The following is a 23,373-nucleotide window of genomic DNA, read 5'->3' on the forward strand; positions in this document are numbered from 1 at the left end:
AGGTCAGGCATGCCTGACCGCTACAGAGGCGTTAAGGGGCGACCAGTTTTCTGGTCGCCCCTTTTTTTAACCAATTTTTGCCAGAGTCTCCAGCGTGGTGGACTCATTCTCGATCAGGCGGATCAGTAAAATAGCCTGTTTATTCGGTTTTGCCCGCCCCTGCTCCCAGTTCTGATAGGTGGTCAGTCCGGTCTGCAAATACTGCGCAAATACCGCCTGTGAAAGCTGTAAATTTTCACGAATAGTGCGCAGCTCTTCCGGTGCCAGAGCAATTTCGGCCCTGGCCGTCAGACGGTGGGTTTTCAGGGTTTTCTTGCCCTGCTGCTGTTCAGCCAGAGCGCCAAAACCTTCAACCAGCTCAGCGTAAAGATCGCGTTTTTCCATGTGATCATCATCCTTTAGTCAGGTGTGTTAGCAACGCACGTAAGTGTTCGCGCTGGGGCGGCGAGAGATCGCCTATCTCACCTTTGCTGTAAATGGTAAACAGCAGAAAATGTGCCTGTTCCTGCCACCAGTAATAGATTATCCGCGAGCCACCGCGTTTTCCTTTATGGCGATGGTTGTCGCCCACGCGTATTTTACGCAGCCCACCGGTGTGTTGGATCACGTCACCGCAGGTGGGGCAGAGCATAAGCAAATTCTGCAAACTGCGGAACGCTTCGTCAGTAAGATAGTCGGCACGATGACGTGCAAACGGCGGAAGTTCTACAAAGATAGCATCCACTGCTGTTTCTCCAGGCTCTAAACTATGCCCAAATATGGGTTAGTTCAAGGTTTTTTTGTCGTTTTATTAAACACCCTGATTTTGCTTGCTTGCCTCAGACATGTCTCGCACCTTGCTCAATCCCTGCGCAATGCTTCGCAATTCTGCACCTTTCCCGCTCAGAAGATTTTCTTATCAAATACAAATAACCAGTTAAATCATATGTATAAATTTTGGCATTCTCTTTGCAGTGTCCCTGACAGGTTGAGTTGTTGGACCAATTTCAGGAGGCAGCATGTCATTACTTCCCGCCGCACTGGCACCGATAGCTGTACAGCACAGTGATGTGCTGGTGCTCGATGCGCTGACGCGCTATGTGGCGCAGTCAGGGATGCAGATCGGCGAGCGCCTGCCGCCGGAGCGGGTGCTGGCGGAGCAGCTTGCCGTTAGCCGCAATACGGTGCGCGAAGCGCTGAAACGCTGGGAAACACTGGGCATTATCGTGCGGCGCAAGGGCAGCGGCACCTTTCTGCAGGCCGAAGTCACCAGCAATGACAGTTTTCTGTCGCTGCGCTTCAAAAACGACTCACAAAACATGCTGCACGCGCTGGAGGTCCGCCGAATTATTGAGGCCGAATCCTGCTCGCTGGCGGCGGTGCGCGCCACGGCGGATGACCTGTTGCTGATTGAACAGCGTCTGCTGGAGATGGAGCGCGTGCACCTGGCCGTCGGTTCCGCCGGCGCGGAGGACTGGCTATTTCACTCCAGTATTTACCAGGCGGCGCACAACCCGCTGTTACTGCATATGGTGGTGGGGCTGTACGACACCCTGCACGCCTTTTTTGAATCCCCGCCCGAGCAGGCGCTGTTCAGCGACTCGTTTCCGCTACATCGCACACTGTTTGAGGCCATACAGCAGCGCGATGCCGATGAGGCAAAGCGCGTCAGCCATCTGATTCTTGACATAACCGAACGTGACATGAAGGACGTGATCCATGCAGCCAGAAAAGCGTAGTGACCAGACCCAGTTAACCCACGATGCCCGTCATGACAAAGGGGCCGTATCGCCGCCGATTTACCAGTCTTCGCTGTTCAGCTTCAGCGACTACGACAGCATGATTGCCCGCTTCCGTGGCGACAGCGACCAGCCGCTCTATTCCCGCGTGGATAACCCGACGGTGAAAGAGCTGCAGGAAAAAGTGGCGAAGCTGGAGCAGGGGGAAGCCTGCCTGGCATTCAGTAGCGGCATGGCGGCGATCAGCAACGCCATTCTCAGCGTGGTATCGCCCGGTGACAAAGTGGTGTGTATCAATCACGTTTACCCGGATACCTATCGTTTCCTGCGTGGCTTCTGCCAGCGCTTCCGTATTCGCAGCGAATTCGTCGACGGTGAGTCGCTCGAGTCGGTTAAAGCGGCGCTGTCCGGCGCGAAACTGCTGTATCTGGAAAGCCCGAGCAGCTGGGTGATGGGCGAACAGGACCTGCGTTCGCTGGCCGAACTGGCGCAGTCGATGGGCGTCACCACCATTATCGACAACAGCTGGGCATCGCCGCTGTATCAAAAACCGCTGACGCTGGGCATCGATATCGTGGTGCATTCCGCCTCGAAATACATCAGCGGCCACAGCGATGTGGTGGCCGGGCTGGTGATTGCCAGCCGCGAACGCATTGCCGCTATCACCAGCGGTGTCAGCCCGTTCCTCGGCGGCAAGCTGTCGGCCAACGAAGCCTGGCTGCTGATCCGCGGCCTGCGTACGCTGCCGCTGCGTATGCGTCAGCATCAGGAGAGCGCATTGAGCATTGCCCGGCAGCTGCTGGCGCACCCGCAGGTCACCCGCGTTTATCACCCCGGTCTTGAACCGCTGCCTTCCTCCGCCCTCAGCGGCTACAGCGGGCTGTTTGCCTTCGAACTGGATGAGTCGGTGGATATTCCCCGCTTCTGTAATGCGCTTGGCCTGTTCCATATGGGCGTGAGCTGGGGCGGTTTTGAAAGCCTGGTGATGCCGGCGATTTCGGTGCTCAACCAGGCAGGAGAGTTTAATTCCGCTCGCGATTTTGGCGTGTCGCCCCGCGTGGTGCGCGTCTCTATCGGTCTGGAAGAGACGGAAGAGTTGTGGCTCGACTTGCAGCAGGCGATTGCCGCCGCACGCTAAACCCCGCCCGGCGGGACATTTCATCTAACCAGAGGTCATCATCATGCAACATCCTATGCGCGCTTTGTTATGCCAGTGCGTGGTCGCCGCCCTGGGAATGGGTGCCGCGGTCTTTAGCCAGGCCGCCACCAAACTGACGCTGGTAGAGGTGATCACCAGCCCGGCAAGGACCGCCGTTTTGCAGGAGATGCTGACGGACTACAAGAAACAGCATCCGGGAACGGAAATCGAGGTGATCTCGCTGCCGTGGGGCCAGGCGTTTGAAAAGCTGGGCACTATGCTGCAAAGCGGCCAGGTGCCGGACGTAGTGGAGATGCCGGATACCTGGCAGGGGCTGTACGCCAGCAACAATATGCTGGAAGACCTGGAGCCGCAGCTGAAAAGCTGGTCTGCCACGCCGCAGCTCACCGACAAGGCGCTGGCGATGGCGCGTGCCGCCAACGGTAAAGCGACGATGATCCCTTACGGCTTCTATCTGCGGGCGATGTTCTGGAACAAGAAGCTGTTCCAGCAGGCGGGCCTGAGCGAAGCGCCGAAAACCATGGATGAGTTCGTGGCCGATGCGAAGAAAATCAGCGCGCTGGGCAACGGCATTAGCGGCTACTGCATGCGCGGCGGCGTGGGCGGCACCAACGCCTGGATGATGTTTATGGCGGCGATGAACGGCTCGCCGGACTTCTTCGATAAGCAGGGTAACAGCACGCTGACCCAGCCCGGAGCGCTGAAGGGGGCGCAGCTGCTGGTAGATATGTACCAGAGCGGCGGCGCGCCGAAGGACAGTGTGAACTGGGGCTTTAACGAGATCGTTTCCGGCTTCTACTCCGGTAAATGCGCGATGCTCGATCAGGACCCGGATGCGCTGATCGCCATCAAAAACAGCATGCCTGCCGAGGACTTTGCCGTAGCTCCGATGCCGGTTGGCCCGTCGGGCAAAGCCTTCCCGACCATTGGCTATACCGGCTGGTCGGTGTTCAAACAGGCAAAACAGAAGGATCAATCCTGGCAGCTGATCCAGTTCCTCAGCAGCGAGTCAAACAACCTTACCTGGTCGAAGTTCGTGGGTACGCTGCCGATCTACAAGGGGGCGGAAAACGATCCTTACTACCACTCGCCGCAGTTTGCCGGCTGGTTTGCCGAGCTGAACAGCCCGAACTATGTGCCGCTGACCATGCCGACGCATCTGAAAGGCTGGGGCTACTTTAACTCGGTGATTGTGAAGGAAAGTTCGCAGGAAACCCTGCTGGATCAGAACGATACGGAATCCATGGTCAAGGACTGGGCGAAATACCTGACGAAAGAGCAGAAGGCCTGGCTGGCCACGCAATAACAGTGACTCCCGCTCAGGCGGGAGCCTTTACGGAGACGCCCTATGATGCTTGATACCCCCGCTGGCCGCGTCGCCAGCGCTCCGCGCTTTGCTCGCCTGCGTATGCTGGCCGAGCCGTGGCTTTACCTCAGCCCGACGTTGGTGCTGATCGGGCTGTTTATTTTTGTGCCGATGATGATCGGCATTTCCTACGCCTTCCAGAATATTCAGCTGTTGAATCCGATGGATAGCGGCTGGGTTGGCCTGGATAACTTCCGCCAGATGTTTGACGATCGGCGCTTCTTTAAGGCGCTGGGCCATACCGTGAACTGGACGCTGACTTCGCTGGCGCTGCAGTTCGCGCTGGGCCTGGGGCTGGCGCTGCTGCTGAATCGCGAGTTCCCGCTGCGCCGCTGGGCGCAGGCGCTGGTGTTTCTGCCGTGGGCAGTACCGGCATTTTTATCCGGCCTGACCTGGTCGTGGCTGCTTAACCCGGTAATCGGTATTTTGCCGCACTGGCTGGTGGATCTGCACGTGCTCAGCGAGCCGTACAATATCCTCTCCGATCCGCAGCTGGCGCTGTACGGGCCGGTGATCGCCAACGTCTGGTTTGGCATTCCTTTTTTTGCCATCACCCTGCTTGCTGCCTTGCAGTCGATCCCGAAGGATCTCTATGAAGCCGCGTCGATGGACGGTGCCAGCGGCTGGCAGCAGTTTAAGCGCGTGACGTTGCCGTTCCTGGCTCCGATGATCGCGATTACTGTGATGCTGCGAACCATCTGGATCGCCAACTTTGCCGATCTGATCGTGGTGATGACCGACGGCGGCCCCGCCGGTTCCACCTCGATCCTCTCCAGCTACATCTTTACCACCGCCTACCGCAAGCTGGACTTCGGCTACGCCTCGGCGATGGCGGTATTCCTGCTGGTGCTGATGACCTGCTACGCGCTGGTGCTGCTGCGCATTCGCCAGCGTCTGTTGAAATAAGGAGGCGACGATGAGTGCACTGTTACGTTTGATTGGCCATCGTGCCGGTATCCTGTGTTATCTGTTATTTGCGCTGTTCCCGCTGTACTGGGTGATCAAAATTTCGCTGACCCCCGATCCCCTGTTGTTCAGCGAGGGCGTCCGGCTGTGGCCTGCGGCGCTGACCCTTGACCATTTCCGCCGGGTGCTGGTGGAGAGCGACTTCCCGACCTTCTTCACCAACAGTCTGATCGTCTCGTTCGGCACCGCCGCGCTGTCGACGGTGGTGGCGGCCGCTGCGGGCTACGCGTTTTCCCGCTTTGGCTTTCGCGGCAAAACGGTGATGGCTGCGGCGCTGCTATTTACCCAGATGTTCCCGCTGGTGATGATCCTGGCGCCGATTTATAAGGTGATGGCGCCGCTTGGGCTGACCAACAGTCTGTTCGGTCTGATCCTGGTTTACAGTGCGTTCAACGTACCGTTTGCCACCTTTCTGATGCAGTCGTTTTTCGATGCGATCCCGAAAGATCTGGAAGAGTCCGCGATGCTGGAAGGCTGCACCCGCTTTCAGGCGCTGTATCGGGTGCTGATGCCGCTGACCCTGCCGGGCATGGCCGCCACGCTGGGGTTTGTCTTTACCGCCGCGTGGAGCGAGCTGCTGTTCTCGCTGATGCTGATTAATAAAAACGAAGTGATGACCTTCCCGGTCGGGCTGCTGAGCTTCGTGTCTAAATTCGCCGTTTCCTGGGGAGATATGATGGCCGCCGCCGTGCTGGCGCTGATCCCCGCCTGTCTGTTTTTCGCCTTCATTCAGCGCTACCTGATCCAGGGGCTGACGGCTGGCGCGGTAAAAGGATAATCACGATGGCTCAAATTTCTCTGTCTCAAATCCAGAAGCGCTACGGCAACGTTGAGGTGCTGCGCAATATCGATCTGACTATCGCCGACGGCGAGTTTGTGGTGCTGGTAGGGCCGTCAGGATGCGGTAAATCCACCCTGCTGCGCACTATCGCCGGACTGGAGCTGGCCAGCAGCGGAGATATCCGCATCGGCAGCCGCCTGATGAATCAGGTTGCGCCAAAGGATCGCGATATCTCAATGGTGTTTCAGAGCTATGCGCTCTATCCGCACCTGACCGTGGCGCGCAACATGGGCTTCAGTCTGGAAGTGCAAAAACGTCCGAAGGCGGAAATTGATGCGGCAGTACAGCGCGCGGCAGAGATCCTCAGCCTGACGCACCTGCTGGATCGACGGCCAAAAGAGCTGTCCGGCGGCCAGCGCCAGCGTGTGGCGATGGGGCGGGCGATTGTGCGCCAGCCGCAGGTGTTTCTGTTTGATGAGCCGCTCTCTAACCTTGATGCCCAGCTGCGCGGACAGATGCGGGTAGAGATAAAAAAACTGCATCAGCAGCTGAGTAATACCATTGTTTACGTCACCCACGATCAGGTGGAGGCGATGACGCTGGCCGATCGTATCGTGGTGCTGAATCACGGGGTGATTCAGCAGGTGGGCACGCCGCTGGAGCTGTACGACACGCCAGCGAATAAATTTGTCGCCAGCTTTATTGGTTCCCCGCCGATGAACTTTATTAACGGGCGGGTACAGAGAGGCGATCGCGGCGCGTGCGTGGAAGTTAATAACCGACTGGTGCTGCCGCTGGGCGAACGCGATGGCATCGCGGCAGGTAAAGAGGTGATTTACGGCATTCGTCCGGAAAATATTACGCTGTGCGATCTGGCCGACGAAGGCGCTCTGCCGCTACAGGTGTCGCTGGTGGAGCCGACCGGTCTGTCCGAACTGATTCACGGTACGCTGCACGGCATTCCACTGATGATTTACAGCACGCTGCGCTCTGGTGCACAGGCCGGGGATACCATCGGTATCGCGCTGGATGTGACCAGAGTGCAGCTGTTTGATGCGGACAGCCAGATCCGCCTGTAGCGATCAGGAAAGCGCGACCTTGATGCCCAGCGCGATAAGAACGCCCCCCAGCAGCTTATCAACAATGCGCTGGGCTTTAGCCAGCCCGCGACGCACCGGTGCGCTCTGGATTAACACAACCAGCAGCGGCCACCACAGCGCCGACAGGCCAAGGATGATACCGGCATACAGCAGCTTTTCGCTGATGTCGGAATTCACGCTCAGTACCTGGGTAAAGATCGACAGGAAGAACAGTGTGGCCTTGGGGTTCAGCAGATTGCACAGATAGCCCTGCAGGAAGGCTTTCTTCAGCGAGGTTTGTTCCGGGGCAACCTGGCTGAGATCCATTTTGCTGCCGCCGCGAGAAATCAGCGCCTGAATACCGATGTAAATCAGATAGCCCGCACCGGCATATTTCAGCAGCATAAACAGCCACGGCGTGGTGGTGATCACCACCGCCAGTCCGGCGACGCAGTAGGCCATATGGGTGGCGACGGCGCAGTTAACGCCGAGCGCACTCATCAGCGCCGCGCTGCGGCGATAGCGAGCGGCGTTCTTGATAATCAGGAAAAAATCGGGTCCGGGAGAGAGCATTCCCAGTGCCGCAATGGTCGCGACAAATAAGCTGGTTTCTAACATGATGGTGGTCTGCATCTTAACGAAAGCAGAATTTTAGCACGCCGTCGGGGAATTTCATGGCGAAAATGGTGGGGAAAGTGACGCAACCGATAACCTGATAAACCTTTACTGAATAAGCTACGCTTTGCTATCGACGAAACTTTCGCCTTTCCGTATGATGGCGCCAATTTTACCCCTGTTGAGTTTTATATGATGATTAGCCTGATTGCGGCCCTGGCGGCCGATCGTGTAATTGGGATGGAAAATGCCATGCCGTGGCATCTGCCAGCGGATCTGGCCTGGTTTAAGCGCCACACCCTGAACAAGCCGGTGGTGATGGGGCGTCGTACCTGGGAATCCATTGGTCGCCCGCTGCCGGGACGCCTGAATATCGTGATTAGCAGTAAAAAAGGCGATGCGGAAGGGGTGACCTGGGTGACTTCTATCGAAGACGCGCTGAAAGCCGCTGGTGATGTTGAAGAACTGATGGTGATTGGCGGTGGTCGTATTTACGAGCAGCTGTTGCCGCGTGCCGATCGCCTGTATCTGACCCACATTGATGCGGAAGTGGAAGGGGATACCCATTTCCCTGACTATGAGCCGGACGAGTGGCAGTCAACCTTCAGCGAGTTCCACGATGCTGACGACAAAAACTCCCACAGCTTCTGCTTTGAGATTTTGGACCGTCGTTAACGATCGTCGTTAATCGTGAGAAGTTAAAAAGGGCGGACAATGCTGTCCGCCCTTTTGCTTTAAACAAGGCCCGTGCTTACAGGATTTCACTTTCGCGGCTGGAAACCTGGGTAAATACCCGCTTATCTTCCCAGCGCAGCATGGTCAGCGTGCCGCCCCAGCAGCAGCCCGTGTCCAGGCCAATAATTCCTTCCGGAGTCCCTTTACCTTCCAGCGACGCCCAGTGGCCGAATACGATGGTGTATTCACGCGAGACCGGGCCCGGAATGTTGAACCACGGTTTTAACGGTGGCGGGGCGCTTTCCGGCGATTCTTTACTGATCATATCCAGTTGACCGTTGGGGAAGCAGAAGCGCATCCGCGTCAGGGCGTTGCTGCTGAACCGCAACCGTGCCAGGCCACTCAGCTCCGGCGACCAGTTGTTGGGCATATCGCCGTACATGGCATCAAGGAACAAAGGATAGGTATCGCTGCTCAGTACCGATTCCACCTCTCGTGCGCACATTTTGGCAGTTTCAATATCCCACTGCGGTGTGATGCCGGCATGCGCCATGACCAGCTTTTTCTCTTCATCGACCTGCAGCAGCGGCTGGCGACGCAGCCAGTTGATCAGCTCATCGGCATCGTCCGCCTGGAGCAGGGGCGAAATGCGATCCTTGGGCTTATTGCGGCTGATGCCGGCATACACCGCCAGCAGGTGCAAATCGTGGTTGCCCAGCACCAGTCTGACGCAGTCTCCCAGCGAACGCACAAAACGCAGTACTTCCAGTGAGTCCGGACCGCGCGCGACCAAATCACCGGTCAGCCATAGCTGGTCCTGATGCGGATCGAAGGCAACCTGACCCAGCAACGACCGCAGCTCGTCATAGCAGCCGTGAACATCCCCGATTAGATAAGTACTCATGCATCTGTCCTGAAAATATGAAAGCAGCCCTGGCGATCCCCGGCGATAAGCAGGGTAGTAGAGGCTGAAGGGAAAAGAGCGGATTAATGAATATGGCTGGCGATGGCCAGACGAAATACCGGGATATCCACCAGTAGTTTTTCACCTTCGCTGTCCACCATCTGATAGTGGCCCTGCATGGTGCCCATTGGCGTTTCCAGCACTGCACCGCTGGTGTACTGGTATTCGCCGCCGGGTTCAATATGCGGCTGTTCACCGATAACGCCTTCGCCTTGAACTTCGGTTTCACGACCGTTACCGTTGGTGATCAGCCAGTAGCGGCCGAGAAGCTGAACGGAAACACGCCCCAGATTGCGGATGGTGATGGTGTAGGCAAAAACATAGCGATCTTCATCAGGTGCGGACTGCGACTCGATATAGACACTCTGTACCTGTACACAAACACGGGGCGTATCGTTCATATTCAGCTCTCCTGCGGCTGTGGATTCGCAGATAACCAGTTAGCCAGCTGGCAGTACTGCGCCACCGTAATGTTCTCGGCGCGCAGGGTGGGATCGATATTCATCTCTTCCAGCGCTTCCAGCGTGAATAGATGGCCCAGGCTGTTGCGCAGCGTTTTACGGCGTTTGCCGAAGGCTTCTGTCGTGATGCGGCTCAGCACTCGAACGCTTTCTACCGGGTTAGGCAGCGTGGCATAAGGCACCAGACGCACTACGGCGGAATCAACTTTTGGCGCCGGGGTGAAGGACTCCGGCGGGACTTCCAGCACCGGGATCACCTGGCAGTAGTACTGCGCCATTACTGTCAGACGACCATACGCCTTACTGCCCGGGCCGGCAACCAGACGATTCACCACTTCCTTTTGCAGCATAAAGTGCATGTCGCGAATCGAACCGACGTAGCTGAACAGGTGGAACATCAGCGGCGTGGAAATATTATACGGCAGGTTGCCGAACACGCGCAGCGGCTGGCCTTTTTCTGCGGCGAGCGCCGCAAAATCAAAGGTCATCGCATCCTGCTGGAAGATCGTCAGTTTCGGGCCAAGGAACGGATGGGTTTGCAGGCGTGCAGCCAGATCGCGGTCAAGTTCCACCACGGTCATTTCATCAATACGCTCGCCAACCGGTTCGGTCAGTGCGCCAAGGCCGGGGCCGATTTCGACAATCGCCTCGCCGCGCTGGGGGTGGATAGCGTTGACAATACTGTCGATAATATACTGATCGTTAAGGAAGTTCTGGCCAAAACGTTTGCGGGCAAAATGGCCCTGATGGACGCGACTATTCATTACTGCTCTTAATCATGGTGATGGCGAGGTTAAGCGCCGTTTTAAAGCTGCCCGCATCGGCCTGCCCGCTTCCGGCCAGCTCAAGAGCCGTACCGTGATCGACAGACGTGCGGATAAATGGCAGACCGAGGGTGATGTTCACCGCGCGGCCAAAGCCCTGATATTTTAGCACCGGAAGTCCCTGATCGTGATACATCGCCAGTACAGCGTCTGCATTTTGCAGATACTTGGGCTGGAACAGCGTATCGGCAGGGAGCGGGCCGGTCAGGTTTAACCCGCGCTGGCGCAGTTCGTCCAGCGCCGGGATAATGGTATCAATTTCTTCGCGGCCCATATGGCCGCCTTCCCCGGCGTGGGGATTCAGCCCGCAGACCAGAATATGCGGCTCCCGGCTGCCAAACTTACTTTGCAGATCGGCATGCAGGATCGTAATCACTTCATGCAGGCTTTCACGAGTAATGGCGGCGGAAACATCCTTCAGCGGCAGATGTGTGGTTGCCAGCGCTACGCGCAGCTCTTCCGTTGCCAGCATCATGACTACGCGATCGCAGCCCGCGCGTTCGGCAAAGAATTCGGTATGGCCGCTGAATGGGATACCGGCATCGTTAATGACACCCTTGTGGACCGGACCGGTGATCAGCGCGGCAAACTCGCCGTTCAGACAGCCGTCACAGGCGCGGGCGAGAGAGGCCAGCACGTAATGGCTGTTATCCACGCACAGCTCACCGGCGGTCACCGGCTGCGCCAGCGGCAGCGGCAATACGGTCAGCGTACCCGCGCTCTGTGGCTGAGCGGGCATATCCGGCTGGTATTCACGCAGGGTCAGGGGTAAATGCAAAGCTGCCGCGCGGGTGCGCAGCAGCTCGGAGTCGGCACAGATAACCAGTTCAACCGGCCAGGCCTGCTGGGCCAACTGAACGATTAAATCGGGACCAATCCCGGCGGGTTCGCCGGGAGTGATAACGACGCGAAAGTTATTGCGCATTGGCATCCAGAATCTTCACATAGGCAGTGGCGCGTTCTTCCTGCATCCACGTCTGTGCTTCTTCCGCAAACTTGCGGTTGAACAGCAGGCGGTAAGCACGTTCTTTCTTCGCCGCGTCGGTCTTATCAACCTGGCGCGTGTCCAGCAGCTGAATTAAATGCCAGCCGAACGAAGAGTGAACCGGGGCGCTCATCTGGCCTTTTTGCAGACGCAGCAGCGCATCACGGAAGGCCGGGTCGAAGGTTTCCGGAGAAGCCCAGCCCAGGTCGCCGCCCTGATTCGCAGAGCCAGGGTCCTGTGACAGCTGCTTAGCCGCATTGGCAAAGCTCAGCTTGCCGCTGTTGATCTCATTGGCGACTTCCTGCAGCTTCTGGCGTGCCTGGTCATCGGTCATAATTGGTGACGGCTTCAGCAGGATATGGCGGGCATGCACTTCGGTTACGGAGATGCTCTGGCTGTCGCCACGCATGTCGTTCACTTTCAGGATATGGAAGCCAACACCGGAACGGATTGGACCGATAATGTCGCCTTTTTTGGCAGTAATCAGTGCCTGGCCGAACAGTGACGGCAGCTCCTGAATACGGCCCCAGCCCATGTTACCGCCCTTCAGCGCCTGTGGATCGGCAGAGTAGGTGATGGCCATCTTACCGAAGTCAGCGCCGCCCTTAGCTTCTTCAACCAGTTTACGCGCCAGCGCTTCCTGATCGTCAACCTGCTGCTGTGAAGGGTTTTCCGGCAGCGGCAGCAGAATGTGGCTGAGGTTCAGCTCGGTGCCTGCGTCGTTCTGCGAGGCCATCTGCGTTGCCAGGGAGTCCACTTCCTGCGGCAGAATAGTGACACGGCGGCGAACTTCGTTATTGCGCACTTCTGATGTCAGCATCTCTTTACGGATTTGCTCACGGTAGGTGGCGTAGTTGATGCCGTCGTAAGCCAGGCGGCTACGCAGCTGATCGGTACTCATTTTATTTTGTGCGGCGATATTGCCAATGGCCTGATCCAACTGGGCATCGCTGATCTGAATACCGGCCTGTTTCGCCATTTGCAGGAGAATGTTGTCCATAATCAGACGTTCAATAATCTGATGGCGTAACGTTTTATCATCGGGTAGCTGCTGTCCTGCCTGCTGTGCCTGACCTTTAACGGACTGCATCATGCCGTCCACATCACTTTCTAACACCACGCCGTTGTTAACAATAGCGGCGACTTTATCAACTACCTGCGGTGCTGCGAACGCGGTGCTGGCTGTCAGCGCGGCACCGAGGATCAGCATTCTCCAGTTCTTCATACTTTTTCCATTCTTCCTATCCGCAATGCGGGTTGGCATATCAAACATTACAACATCAGAAAGCGCGTTGATAAGGCAGGATGCCCTGACGCAGCATTTGACCGGTACCTAAGCCATAACTTGGGCTGAGGCCACGCAGCTCAATGTTGAACGAGACTTTATTGTCATACTTACTGCTGTCGTCTTCCCAGCTGGTGATTTTACGTTCATAGCCAAGGCGAATCGCATAACAGCATGAGCTGTACTGGATACCCACCAGCTGATCGGCAGGCTGATTGGCTTTCGTATCGTAATACCACGCACCGACGACGGACCAGGCATCAGCAATAGGCCAGCTTGCTGTGGCACCAACCTGAGAAATACCTTTTTGATACAGCGGGTTAGTATACTGAGTCAGCGTCTGCTGAATATACTCCTCGCTGGTATAACGGTAGTTCAGCTGTACCATGCGGTCAGCATCACGGCGCCATTCCAGCACGGCATTACCCTGTGAAACGTTGTCCAGACGGGTGTCATACTGCAGTCCACCACGTGCTGCCCAACGGTCGCTGATTTTCCAGTAGGTATCGCCCGCCCACACCAGGCTGCCTCGATCGTCATCGTCCGTATAGTTTAATCCGGTGCGTGCCGGGGTAAACGAGTAGATTTGACCAATGGAAGCGTTAAAACGTTCAACCAAATCGTTATCAAATATTCGCGTGGTCACACCGGTAGTCACCTGGTTCGCCGAAGCGATGCGATCCAGGCCGCTGTATGTCTTGTCGCGGAACAGACCGGTATAGTCGGTCTGCAACAGCGTGGAGTCATAGGCGTTGATATTGCTCTGGTTACGATACGGAATGTACAGGTACTGCATCCGCGGTTCCAGAGTCTGGGTATAGCCTGGCGACCAGTTCATATCACGGTCAAAGACCATCTTGCCGTCAATTTTAAACTGCGGCATAACGCGGTTAACCGAGTTCTTTAACTGGTTATCCTGGTTCTGGCTCAGCGAGTTGAAGTATTCAACATCATTTTGCTCATAGTGGGTTGCCAGCAGTTTGGCTTCGGTGTTCAGGCTACCCCAGCTGTTAGAGAGCGGCAGGTCGATGGTGGGTTCCAGATGCAAACGCGTGGCGTCCGGAAGATCGCCGTTCACGTTGGTGAACTTCACTGCCTGAGCATAAAGATGCGTATCGAACGGGCCGATATCATTTTTATAGTAGTTGAAGTCAAACTGCGGCTCTGCGCGATACACATTACGCGTGGAGTTATTGGCGAATATCTGGAACTGTTTGGTCGACAGCGTGGCATCCCAGTTCTTTTCCGCATAGCCCACGCTGAATTTCTGCGTGACATAGCCATCGGTGGTTGAACCGTAGGTGGAGTCAAGGTCGGTAAAGTAATACGGATCGCTGACTTTGGTGTAGTCCGCGTTGAAACGCCAGTTCTGCTCGTAGACGCCGGAGTGACGCCAGTGGAACAGCCAGCGGTTCGAATCTTTATCGTCCGCATGCTCACGATTGTAAACGTCATCGGAGTTCATGTAGTCGAATTCCATCAGGCCGGTGCCTACACCGGTCAGATAGCGGAACTCGTTCTGCCACTGCATGCCACGGCGGCTGATGTAGTGCGGCGTCAGCGTGGCATCGGCCTGTGGCGCGATATTCCAGTAGTACGGCAGCATAAACTCGAAGCCGCTGCTGCTGCCGTATTTGGCATTCGGGATCAGGAAGCCTGAGCGGCGTTTGTCACCCACCGGCAGCTGCAGGTAAGGGCTGTAAAACACCGGCACCGGGCCTATCTTAAAGCGGGCATTCCAGATCTCAGCCAGCTGCTCATCACGATCGTGGATCACTTCTGAACCCACGACGCTCCAGCTATTCTGGCCCGGAAGACAGGAGGTAAAAGTCCCGTTTTCCAGAATGGTGTAGCGGCTGTCACCGCGCAGTTTCATCTGGTCGGCATCACCACGCCCCTGGCGGCCCACCATCTGGTAGTTACCGTTCCAGACGTTAGTGTCTTTGGTATTCAGATTTGACCAGGCTTTCGGGCCTTTCAGGATCACCTGATTATCGTCGTAGCGCACATTGCCGAGTGCATCCACGGTACGGGTAGGTGTGGCCTGACCCTGCACGGTTTTTTGGTGCAGCTGAACTTCGTCGGACTGCAGGCGGCTGTTGCCCTGCTGAATATCAACATTGCCGGTAAATACCGCGTTATCGGGGTAGTTTCCCTGTGCTTTGTCCGCATCAATGGTGACCGGCAGTTCGTTGGTTTTTTTTCCCTGTACCAGAGGACGGTCGTAACTAGGTACACCCAGCATACATTGAGATGCGAGGTCATCGGCCAGTCCTTGCTGGCTGTACAGCGCTGAACCGATTAGGGTTGCCAGCAATGTAGGTAGACTTTTTTTCATACGCGGTATCGAAAATTCCGTGGTCACTGGCATCATGCCGACAAACCGTCAGAGACTAACGTACTCAACTGGATTGCGCCAGTCATACCCACCATCTTTCAGGAGGGGGACTATTCGCTTCCGTCGACTCTTTGTCTGTCCGCATCAACCAAACAGGGATACTTCTGGTTGTTTGACCGTGTTGCCAATAGGCTATGGGATGAATGACAGGTATGATAATGCAATTTTTAGCCTTCAGCATGGCGAATTGAGGAGTATATGCGCTATTGGGGAAAAGTATTGGGTCTTGTGCTCGGTTTGTTATCCGGCGCGGGCTTTTGGGGACTGGTGATCGGTCTGTTGATTGGCCATTTGATTGACCGTGCAAGTGTGACCCGACAGCAGGGCTACTTTGCCAATCAGCAGACCCGCCAGGCGCTGTTTTTCCGTACGACCTTCCAGGTAATGGGGCATTTGACCAAGTCAAAAGGGCGGGTGACCGACGCGGATATTCAGATGGCCTCGTTGCTGATGGATCGCATGCAGCTGCACGGCGAGGCGCGTACCGCCGCACAGCGTGCTTTTCGCGAAGGCAAAGAGGGTGACTATCCGTTAAGGGATAAACTTCGCGAACTGCGCAGTGCCTGTTTTGGTCGTTTTGATTTGATCAGGATGTTTCTGGAAATTCAGATCCAGGCAGCGTTTGCCGACGGGTCTCTGCATCCTAACGAGCGCCAGGTGCTGTACGTGATTGCAGAAGAGCTGGGGATCTCCCGCGTTCAGTTCGATCAGTTCTTACGCATGATGGAGAGCGGCCAGCAGTTCGGCGGCGGCGGTTACCAGAGCGGCGGTTCTTCTCAGGGCGGTTATACCCCCGGCAGCCGTGGCCCGACGCTGGAAGATGCCTGTAGCGTGCTCGGTGTTAAAAGCAGCGATGAAGCCACCACTATCAAGCGTGCCTATCGTAAGCTGATGAGCGAACATCATCCCGACAAACTGGTGGCAAAAGGATTACCACCGCAGATGATGGAAATGGCCAAGCAGAAAGCGCAGGAAATTCAGGCCGCGTACGACCTGATTAAACGCGAGAAAGGATTTAAGTAGTTCCCAGGCAGGCTGCAAATCAAAAATCGGCGGGCTGGCGGAAGGTCATCGGCGTGCCGAACAGCGGATGAGTAATGCTCAGGCTCTCCGCATGCAGCTGCAGGCGCGGTGCCATTGCCCGCGCTTCATCGTGTGCATAGAAGCGATCGCCGAGAATAGGGTGCCCCAGCGCCAGCATGTGTACGCGCAGCTGGTGGGAGCGCCCGGTGATCGGTTTTAACTGCACGCGTGCGCTGTTGTCAGCGGCATAGTCCAGCACCTGATACTCGGTCTGCGCCGATTTCCCGGTTTCAAAACACACCTTCTGCTTAGGCCGGTTCGGCCAGTCACAAATCAGCGGTAAATCGACCAGGCCACTTTCCGGCTGCGGATGCCCCCAGACGCGGGCGACGTAGGTTTTCTGCGGCTCGCGCTCGCGGAACTGGCGTTTCAGCTCACGTTCGGCGGCCTTATTCAGCGCCACGACGATCACGCCGCTGGTGGCCATATCCAGGCGATGCACGGATTCGGCTGTCGGAAAATCACGCTGGACGCGCGTCATCACGCTGTCCTTGTGTTCTTCCTGGCGACCGGGAACCGACAGCAGGCCGCTGGGCTTATTCACCACCATAATATGCTGATCCTGGTAGAGAATATGCAGCCAGGGTTCAAGCGGCGGGTTGTAGGGTTCCATCATCATTTCTCTGCCTGGGGCCAGCCGGGCTGGCCCACTATTATGACTTACTGGTGGGTGACCACGATCAGACGCAGCGCGTCCAGACGCCAGCCGGCCTGATCCAGGTTAGCCAGTACCTGCTCACGATTGCTTTCCAACGCATCAATCTCATCCTGACGGATGTTCGGGTTGACCGCGCTCAGCGCTTCCAGACGCGACAGCTCGGCGCTCAGCTTCTCATTGGCTTCCACGCGGGCGGCGTCGATCAGCTTGCGGGCTTCCACTTCTGCCTGCTCTTCAGACAGCTTGATGATCTCGTGCACGTTCTGCTGCACCGCGTTCACCAGCTTGCTGCCGGTATGGCGGTTCACCGCGTTCAGCTGACGGTTAAAGCTTTCAAACTCCACCTTACTGGCGAGATTGTTGCCTTTGCTGTCCACCAGCATACGCACCGGCGTTGGCGGCAGGAAGCGGGTCAGCTGCAGATGCTTAGGCGCCTGGGCTTCCACCACGTAGATCAGCTCCAGCAGCAGCGTACCCACCGGCAGCGCCTTGTTCTTCAGCAGCGACAGCGCACAGCTGCCGGTATCACCGGAGAGGATAAGGTCCAGACCGTTGCGGATGATCGGATGTTCCCAGCTGACGTACTGTGCATCTTCACGCGACAGTGCCTGGTTACGGTCGAAGGTGATAGTGCAGCCATCTTCCGGCAGACCCGGGAAATCCGGTACCAGCATATGATCGCCTGGGGTCAGCACGATCAGATTGTCGCTGCGATCTTCCTGATTGATGCCGACGATGTCGAACAGGTTCAGCGCGAAGTTGACCAGCTCAACGTCATTATCCTGCTCGGAGATCAGGTCAGCCAGCGCCTGCGCCTGCTCGCCACCGTTGGAGTTCAGCTCCAGCAGGCGGTCACGGCCCAGTTCGAGCTGGGCTTTCAGCGCGTCGTGCTGTTTGCGGCACTCGTGGATAAAGTCATCCATGCCTTCCTGATTTTCCGGCGAGGCCAGATAGGCAATCAACTGCTCATAGGCGCTGTCATAGATTGTACGGCCGGTCGGGCAGGTTTGCTCAAAGGCATCCAGCCCTTCGTGATACCACTGGACCAGCACCGACTGCGCGGTTTTTTCCAGGTACGGGACGTGGATTTCAATGTCGTGCGCCTGACCGATACGGTCGAGACGGCCAATACGCTGCTCCAGCAGATCCGGGTTAAACGGCAGATCGAACATCACCAGCTTGCTGGCGAACTGGAAGTTACGGCCTTCTGAACCGATTTCGGAGCACAGCAGAACCTGTGCGCCGTCCTCTTCGGAGGCAAACCAGGCCGCCGCGCGGTCGCGTTCGATAATCGACAGACCTTCGTGGAATACGGCCGCGCGAATACCTTCGCGCTCGCGCAGCACCTGCTCCAGCTGTAGCGCGGTGGCGGCTTTGGCGCAGATTACCAGCACTTTCTGGTCGCGGTTGCTGGTGAGGTAGCCCATCAGCCATTCAACGCGCGGGTCGAAGTTCCACCAGGTGCCGCTGTCGCCTTCAAATTCCTGATAAATCTGCTCCGGGTAGAGCATATCGCGAGCACGTTCGTCGGCGGATTTGCGTGCGCCCATAATGCCGGACACTTTTATTGCCGTCTGATACTGGGTTGGCAGCGGTAGGCGGATCTGGTGCAGTTCGCGTTTCGGGAAGCCTTTTACGCCGTTACGCGTGTTACGGAACAGTACGCGGCTGGTGCCGTGGCGGTCCATCAGCATGCTGATCAGCTCTTTGCGAGCGGCCTGTTTGCCTTCGCGATCGCTGTTAGCGACCTGCAGCAGCGGTTCGATATCCTGTTCGCCCATCAGGTCGTTGATCAGGTTCATCTCATCGTTGCCGATGCTCTTATCCGCCAGCAGCATCGCAACCGCATCGGCAATAGGGCGGAAGTGCTTCTGCTCTTCGGCAAACTGCGCGAAGTCGTGGAAGCGATTTGGATCGAGCAGACGCAGACGGGCGAAGTGGCTCTCCATGCCCAGCTGTTCCGGGGTAGCGGTCAGCAGCAGCACGCCCGGAATATTCTCGGCCAGCTGCTCAATAACCTGGTATTCACGGCTTGGTGCGTCTTCCGACCATACAAGGTGATGGGCTTCATCGACCACCATCAGGTCCCATTCGGCTTCGGCCAGCTTCTCAAGGCGCTGCTTGTTGCGGCGCACAAAGTCCAGCGAGCAGATAATCATCTGCTCGGTATCAAACGGGTTATCGCTGTCGAGCTGGGCTTCGGCATAGCGGGCATCATCAAACAGCGCGAAACGCAGGTTGAAGCGGCGCAGCATTTCGACCAGCCACTGGTGCTGAAGGGTTTCCGGTACAACGATCAGGATGCGTTCGGCGCGTCCGGCCAGCAGCTGCTGGTGGATGATCATCCCGGCTTCGATGGTTTTACCTAACCCCACCTCATCGGCCAGCAGTACGCGCGGCGCATGGCGGCGGCCGACGTCGTGAGCAATATGCAGCTGGTGCGGGATCAGGCTGGTACGCATGCCGCGCAGGCCGCTGGTGGACAGGCGATACTGCTCGCTCTGATATTTACGCGCGCGGAAGCGCAGCGCAAAGCGGTCCATACGGTCCAGCTGACCGGCGAACAGGCGATCCTGAGGTTTACCGAACACCAGCTTGCTGTCCAGCATCACTTCACGCAGGCGTACACCGGTTTCACCGGTGTCGAGGCGGGTACCAAAATAACTCACCACGCCGTTATCGGTTTGCACTTCGTCAACTTCCAGCTGCCAGCCTTCGTGGCTGGTAATGGTATCGCCCGGATTAAAAACGACGCGAGTGATCGGCGAATCATTTTTAGCATAAAGGCGGTTTTCGCCCGTTGCGGGGAATAACAGCGTCACCATGCGGGTATCAACGGCAACAACAGTTCCTAATCCCAGTTCGCTTTCCGTATCGCTTATCCAGCGTTGACCAAGTGTAAAAGGCATAAATATTCGGCTCGATTTTCGTGTAGTCAGTTTCAGGCAATAGTATAACGCCCCGGCAGAATCTGCCCGGCGTGCATGTCAGAACGAGTTATTTGAGGAAGGGCGCTATGGTACTGGAAGGTGGCCCGTTCGTCACCTGTCAAAAAAGCCCCAACTGTCCGGTAACCAGTGTGTCGAAGTCATCTTCCAGAAACGGCAGAATGCCATCGGCGACCGGCTGCAGCTGGCGGGTAAGGTAGTGATCGTAGTCCAGCGGCGTGGTGCGCGCCTCAAGCGGCTCCGGGCCTGACGTAGCAATCACGTAGCGAATTTTCCCGCCGTTCTGATACTGCAAAGGGTGCCCGAGCTTCTGATTCACGTCGTCGGCAATGCGTGCGGCGCGTACGTGCGGCGGCACGTTTCGCTGATAGTCACCGAGCGGTCGCCGCAGCCGTTTGCTGTAAACCAGCTGTTCATCCAGTTCGCCGTCCAGCAGCTGCCTGACCGTTTCACGGATATAATCCTGATAGGGCTGCTGTTTAAATATTTTCAGATACAGCTCCTGCTGGAATTTTTGCGCCAGCGGCGTCCAGTCGGTGCGTACCGTTTCCAGGCCTTTAAAAATCATCTTTTCGCCGCCGCTGTTTTTCACCAGGCCGGCATAGCGTTTTTTACTGCCCTGTTCCGCACCACGAATGGTGGGCATCAGAAAACGGCTGAAGTGGGTTTCATACTCCAGCTCCAGCGCGCTGGTCACGCCGTATTCTGAACTCAGATGCTGTTGCCACCGCTGATTGACCATTTTCACCAGCCGCTGACCGATAGCGCTGGCCTGTTCTTCATCGTGGGGGGACTTGAGCCAGACGAAGGTCGAGTCGGTATCGCCGTAAATCACGTCATAGCCTTCGGCTTCAATCAGCTCCCGGGTCTGGCGCATGATCTCGTGGCCGCGCAGGGTAATGGAGGAGGCGAGGCGCGGATCGAAGAAGCGACAGGCGCTGGTGCCCAGCACGCCGTAAAACGCATTCATAATGATTTTCAGCGCCTGCGACAGCGGCTTGTTACCCTGCTTTTTTGCCGCCTCTCGCCCGGCCCAAATCTGGCTGACGATGCCCGGCAGACAGTGGTTCGTGCGAGAAAAGCGCGCGCCGCGAAAGCCGGGAACGGAATCGGCCTCATCGGGATGTGCCATGCCCTCAACCAGGCCTACCGGGTCGATCAGAAAGGTACGGATAATTGAGGGGTACAGACTTTTATAGTCCAGAACCAGCACCGAATCGTACAGGCCGGGGCGCGAGTCCATCACGTAGCCGCCCGGGCTGGCCTCCGGAGCTATCTCACCGAGGTTGGGCGCAACGAAGCCCGCGCGGTGCATGCGCGGCAGATAAAGATGGCCGAAGGCGGCCACCGAGCCGCCGTGGCGATCCACCGCCAGGCCGTTAACCGAGGCGCGCTCCAGCAAAAATGGCATCAGCTCGGTATGCTGGAAAATGCGGGTGACTAGCTCGCAGTCCTTCAGGTTGTAGTGTGCCAGCGCCGGTTTATCTTCGGCAAAGCGCTGGTTGATCTCCTCCATGCGCTGCCAGGGATTGTTAATCGCCTTGCCCTCGCCGAGCAGCTCGCGGGAAACGGCCTCCAGACTGAAGGAGTCGAAGTTCCAGAAGGCCGATTTCAGCGCCTCAATACCGTCGATAATCAGCCGACCGCTGGCCTGCGCAAAGAAAATGCCCGGTTTGAAGCCGTGTTCGCGCCACTCCAGCACGTTGCTGCTGCCGCGCCCCAGACGCAGCGGAATGCCGTAGCGATCGGCATGCTTTTGCAGCACCCGCAGGTCAAACTGCACCACGTTCCAGCCGATCAGCACGTCGGGATCGTGGCGGGCAAACCAGTCGTTGAGTTTCTCCAGCAGCTGTGGACGGCTGGAAACGTATTCCAGATTAAAATCGATACTGCTGGCATCGCCGTTCGCCGGGCCGAGCATATACACATCGCGCTGGCCGCAGCCCTCCAGGCCGATGCAGTAAAGCTCGCCGTGCTGGGTGGTTTCGATATCCAGCGAGACCCATTTCAGCGGCGGGCGATAGTCGGGGTGAGGTTTTAAGCGGGTGTTCACCAGCCTGGTTCCGGCGGGCTGGCCGCTGAACCAGACGGCGGCAGTGATAAACCGTTCCATCAAAAAACGTTCCGGCGGGCGGACATCGGCCTCGAACAGGACAATGCCGTTTTCACGCAGCAGTTTTTCCAGCTTCTGCAGCTGGCGATACTGTTTGCAGTACAGACCGACCACCGGACGCTGGCGGAAATCTTTCAGGCTCAGGGGGGCAAAGCGCCAGTCGCGTTCGCCGGTCAGCAGCGCACTGGCGGCAGCCTGCTGTTCAGCGGGGAGAAAGGCCACCGACTCCTGCGGCGGCAGCACCACGCACTGCGGGCCGCTGTCGGTTGCCAGCCACAGGGTAACTTCGCTGCCTGAGGGCGTATCTCGCCAGTGGCGGGTTAACAGAAATCCTGCTGCTTGTGCGTTATTCACCCTGACCTCGTTATGCTGTTCATTAGACAATGATAGCATGTTTATTTATACAGTGTTCATCGGGCTGCTGCCTGAATTCTCGTCACTATGCATTCGTATACAAATCTCGCCTTGACGCTTTTTAACTCTCTCAGGACAATCCGAGGTCCTGAAAATCGTTTTGGAACATTATGGAAGCCTGGCTGCAACACATCATTACTCAATCGCTGGCGTGGTCGCTGCTGGCCGTTGGGCTGGTGACCTTTTTAGAATCTCTGGCGCTGGTGGGGCTGCTGCTTCCCGGCACCGTGCTGATGGCTTCCTTTGGCGCGCTGATTGGCAGCGGACAGGTGGCGCTGTATCCCGCCTGGCTGGCGGGGATTATTGGCTGCCTGCTGGGGGACTGGATCTCGTACTTTATCGGCTGGCAGTTCAAGGGGCCGCTGCATCGCTGGTCGTTTATCAAACGGCACCAGAAACTGATGGATAAAACCGAGCATGCCCTGCACGAGCACAGCATGTTTACCATTATCGTCGGGCGATTTATCGGACCGACGCGACCGCTAATCCCGCTGGTTGCTGGCATGCTTGAGCTGCCGGTGCGCAAGTTTTTACCGCCGAACATCATCGGCTGCCTGCTGTGGCCACCGCTTTATCTGCTGCCGGGTATTCTTGCCGGGGTGGCGATTGACGTGCCGAAAGATGCCAGCAGCGGCCTGTTTAAATGGCTGCTGTTGCTGGTGGCTATCGTTGTGTGGCTGGGCTTCTGGCTGAGCTGGCGCTGGCTGCGGGTGAAGAAGCAACATGACTGGGCAACGCCGTATCTGCCTTCATCCCGCCTGCGCTGGCTGGCTCCGCTGATGCTGGTTCTGGCAATCGGCAGCTTTGTTGCCATTCAGTTCCATCCGCTGATGCCTGTGTTCCGCCATCTGCTGTGGCAGGTTTTCTTCTGAGTGTTACGG

Annotated in this window: 21 protein-coding genes; 9 read left to right on the plus strand and 12 right to left on the minus strand. The window is 57.1% G+C overall.

All coding sequences use genetic code 11. The annotated features are described in order from the left end of the window. Positions 1–66: 66 nt before the first annotated feature. Positions 67–384, minus strand: coding sequence for a DNA-binding transcriptional regulator (locus IBT47_RS18410; RefSeq protein ID WP_200562038.1), 318 nt, complete (start codon positions 382–384; stop codon positions 67–69). Positions 385–391: 7 nt separating this feature from the next. Continuing rightward, positions 392–724 (minus strand): toxin, encoded by a 333-nt coding sequence (locus IBT47_RS18415; protein ID WP_200562040.1) that lies wholly within the window; start codon positions 722–724, stop codon positions 392–394. A 274-nt stretch (positions 725–998) separates the two neighbouring features. Here IBT47_RS18415 and IBT47_RS18420 point away from each other — a divergent pair, with 274 nt between their 5' ends. From IBT47_RS18420 to IBT47_RS18445, 6 genes are read left to right on the plus strand one after another with little or no spacing between them, the layout of a single operon-like run. Beyond that, positions 999–1,718, plus strand: a complete 720-nt coding sequence (locus tag IBT47_RS18420; protein WP_200562042.1) for a FadR/GntR family transcriptional regulator — start codon at positions 999–1,001, stop codon at positions 1,716–1,718. Beyond that, positions 1,699–2,856, plus strand: a complete 1,158-nt coding sequence (locus IBT47_RS18425; RefSeq protein WP_200545149.1) for a PLP-dependent transferase — start codon at positions 1,699–1,701, stop codon at positions 2,854–2,856. Before IBT47_RS18420 ends, IBT47_RS18425 begins: the two co-directional genes overlap by 20 nt. 43 nt (positions 2,857–2,899) lie before the next feature. Next, the gene (locus tag IBT47_RS18430) at positions 2,900–4,183 is read left to right on the plus strand and encodes a sugar ABC transporter substrate-binding protein (protein ID WP_234471978.1); all 1,284 of its coding nucleotides are present in this window, start codon (positions 2,900–2,902) and stop codon (positions 4,181–4,183) included. A 42-nt stretch (positions 4,184–4,225) separates the two neighbouring features. After that, positions 4,226–5,149: a carbohydrate ABC transporter permease gene (locus tag IBT47_RS18435; RefSeq protein WP_123337309.1), complete on the plus strand. Its 924-nt coding sequence runs from the start codon at positions 4,226–4,228 to the stop codon at positions 5,147–5,149. Between the two features lie 10 nt (positions 5,150–5,159). Further along, positions 5,160–5,987, plus strand: coding sequence for a carbohydrate ABC transporter permease (locus IBT47_RS18440; RefSeq protein ID WP_200562044.1), 828 nt, complete (start codon positions 5,160–5,162; stop codon positions 5,985–5,987). Between the two features lie 5 nt (positions 5,988–5,992). Further along, positions 5,993–7,069: an ABC transporter ATP-binding protein gene (locus tag IBT47_RS18445; RefSeq protein ID WP_200562046.1), complete on the plus strand. Its 1,077-nt coding sequence runs from the start codon at positions 5,993–5,995 to the stop codon at positions 7,067–7,069. A 3-nt stretch (positions 7,070–7,072) separates the two neighbouring features. Here IBT47_RS18445 and IBT47_RS18450 read toward each other — a convergent pair whose 3' ends face one another. Beyond that, on the minus strand, positions 7,073–7,687 hold the full coding sequence (locus tag IBT47_RS18450; protein WP_200545151.1) for a LysE family translocator: 615 nt from the start codon (positions 7,685–7,687) through the stop codon (positions 7,073–7,075). A gap of 189 nt (positions 7,688–7,876) precedes the next feature. Here IBT47_RS18450 and folA point away from each other — a divergent pair, with 189 nt between their 5' ends. Further along, positions 7,877–8,359, plus strand: a complete 483-nt coding sequence (gene folA / locus IBT47_RS18455) for a type 3 dihydrofolate reductase (protein ID WP_200545152.1) — start codon at positions 7,877–7,879, stop codon at positions 8,357–8,359. A gap of 76 nt (positions 8,360–8,435) precedes the next feature. Here the strand turns inward: folA and apaH are convergent, their stop codons facing one another. From apaH to lptD, 6 genes are all read right to left on the minus strand, one after another. Next, positions 8,436–9,263, minus strand: a complete 828-nt coding sequence (gene apaH, locus IBT47_RS18460) for a bis(5'-nucleosyl)-tetraphosphatase (symmetrical) ApaH (protein WP_200562048.1) — start codon at positions 9,261–9,263, stop codon at positions 8,436–8,438. Positions 9,264–9,346: 83 nt separating this feature from the next. Next, on the minus strand, positions 9,347–9,724 hold the full coding sequence (gene apaG / locus IBT47_RS18465; RefSeq protein WP_105594755.1) for a Co2+/Mg2+ efflux protein ApaG: 378 nt from the start codon (positions 9,722–9,724) through the stop codon (positions 9,347–9,349). 2 nt (positions 9,725–9,726) lie between these two features. Beyond that, on the minus strand, positions 9,727–10,548 hold the full coding sequence (gene rsmA, locus IBT47_RS18470; RefSeq protein ID WP_200545154.1) for a 16S rRNA (adenine(1518)-N(6)/adenine(1519)-N(6))-dimethyltransferase RsmA: 822 nt from the start codon (positions 10,546–10,548) through the stop codon (positions 9,727–9,729). Continuing rightward, positions 10,541–11,533: a 4-hydroxythreonine-4-phosphate dehydrogenase PdxA gene (pdxA, locus tag IBT47_RS18475; protein WP_200545155.1), complete on the minus strand. Its 993-nt coding sequence runs from the start codon at positions 11,531–11,533 to the stop codon at positions 10,541–10,543. Before pdxA ends, rsmA begins: the two co-directional genes overlap by 8 nt. Next, positions 11,523–12,818, minus strand: coding sequence for a peptidylprolyl isomerase SurA (gene surA / locus IBT47_RS18480; protein WP_105594752.1), 1,296 nt, complete (start codon positions 12,816–12,818; stop codon positions 11,523–11,525). Before surA ends, pdxA begins: the two co-directional genes overlap by 11 nt. A 55-nt stretch (positions 12,819–12,873) precedes the next feature. After that, positions 12,874–15,252: an LPS assembly protein LptD gene (gene lptD / locus IBT47_RS18485; protein ID WP_105594751.1), complete on the minus strand. Its 2,379-nt coding sequence runs from the start codon at positions 15,250–15,252 to the stop codon at positions 12,874–12,876. Between the two features lie 222 nt (positions 15,253–15,474). Between lptD and djlA the strand changes: the two genes are divergently transcribed. Beyond that, entirely contained in the window at positions 15,475–16,299 is an 825-nt protein-coding gene (djlA, locus tag IBT47_RS18490; protein WP_105594750.1) for a co-chaperone DjlA, read from the plus strand. 19 nt (positions 16,300–16,318) lie between these two features. Here djlA and rluA read toward each other — a convergent pair whose 3' ends face one another. The 3 genes from rluA to polB form a co-directional block, all read right to left on the minus strand. Further along, positions 16,319–16,978 carry a bifunctional tRNA pseudouridine(32) synthase/23S rRNA pseudouridine(746) synthase RluA gene (gene rluA / locus IBT47_RS18495; RefSeq protein WP_105594749.1) on the minus strand — a complete coding sequence of 220 codons (660 nt, stop codon included), beginning with the start codon at positions 16,976–16,978 and terminating at the stop codon, positions 16,319–16,321. Between the two features lie 41 nt (positions 16,979–17,019). Further along, positions 17,020–19,926: an RNA polymerase-associated protein RapA gene (rapA, locus tag IBT47_RS18500; RefSeq protein ID WP_200562050.1), complete on the minus strand. Its 2,907-nt coding sequence runs from the start codon at positions 19,924–19,926 to the stop codon at positions 17,020–17,022. Positions 19,927–20,065: 139 nt separating this feature from the next. Further along, on the minus strand, positions 20,066–22,432 hold the full coding sequence (gene polB / locus IBT47_RS18505) for a DNA polymerase II (protein WP_200562052.1): 2,367 nt from the start codon (positions 22,430–22,432) through the stop codon (positions 20,066–20,068). Positions 22,433–22,602: 170 nt separating this feature from the next. Between polB and IBT47_RS18510 the strand changes: the two genes are divergently transcribed. Continuing rightward, positions 22,603–23,364: a DedA family protein gene (locus IBT47_RS18510; protein ID WP_200562054.1), complete on the plus strand. Its 762-nt coding sequence runs from the start codon at positions 22,603–22,605 to the stop codon at positions 23,362–23,364. Positions 23,365–23,373: the final 9 nt, after the last annotated feature.

Source organism: Erwinia sp. S43 (assembly GCF_016624745.1).
Classification (GTDB): domain Bacteria; phylum Pseudomonadota; class Gammaproteobacteria; order Enterobacterales; family Enterobacteriaceae; genus Erwinia; species Erwinia coffeiphila.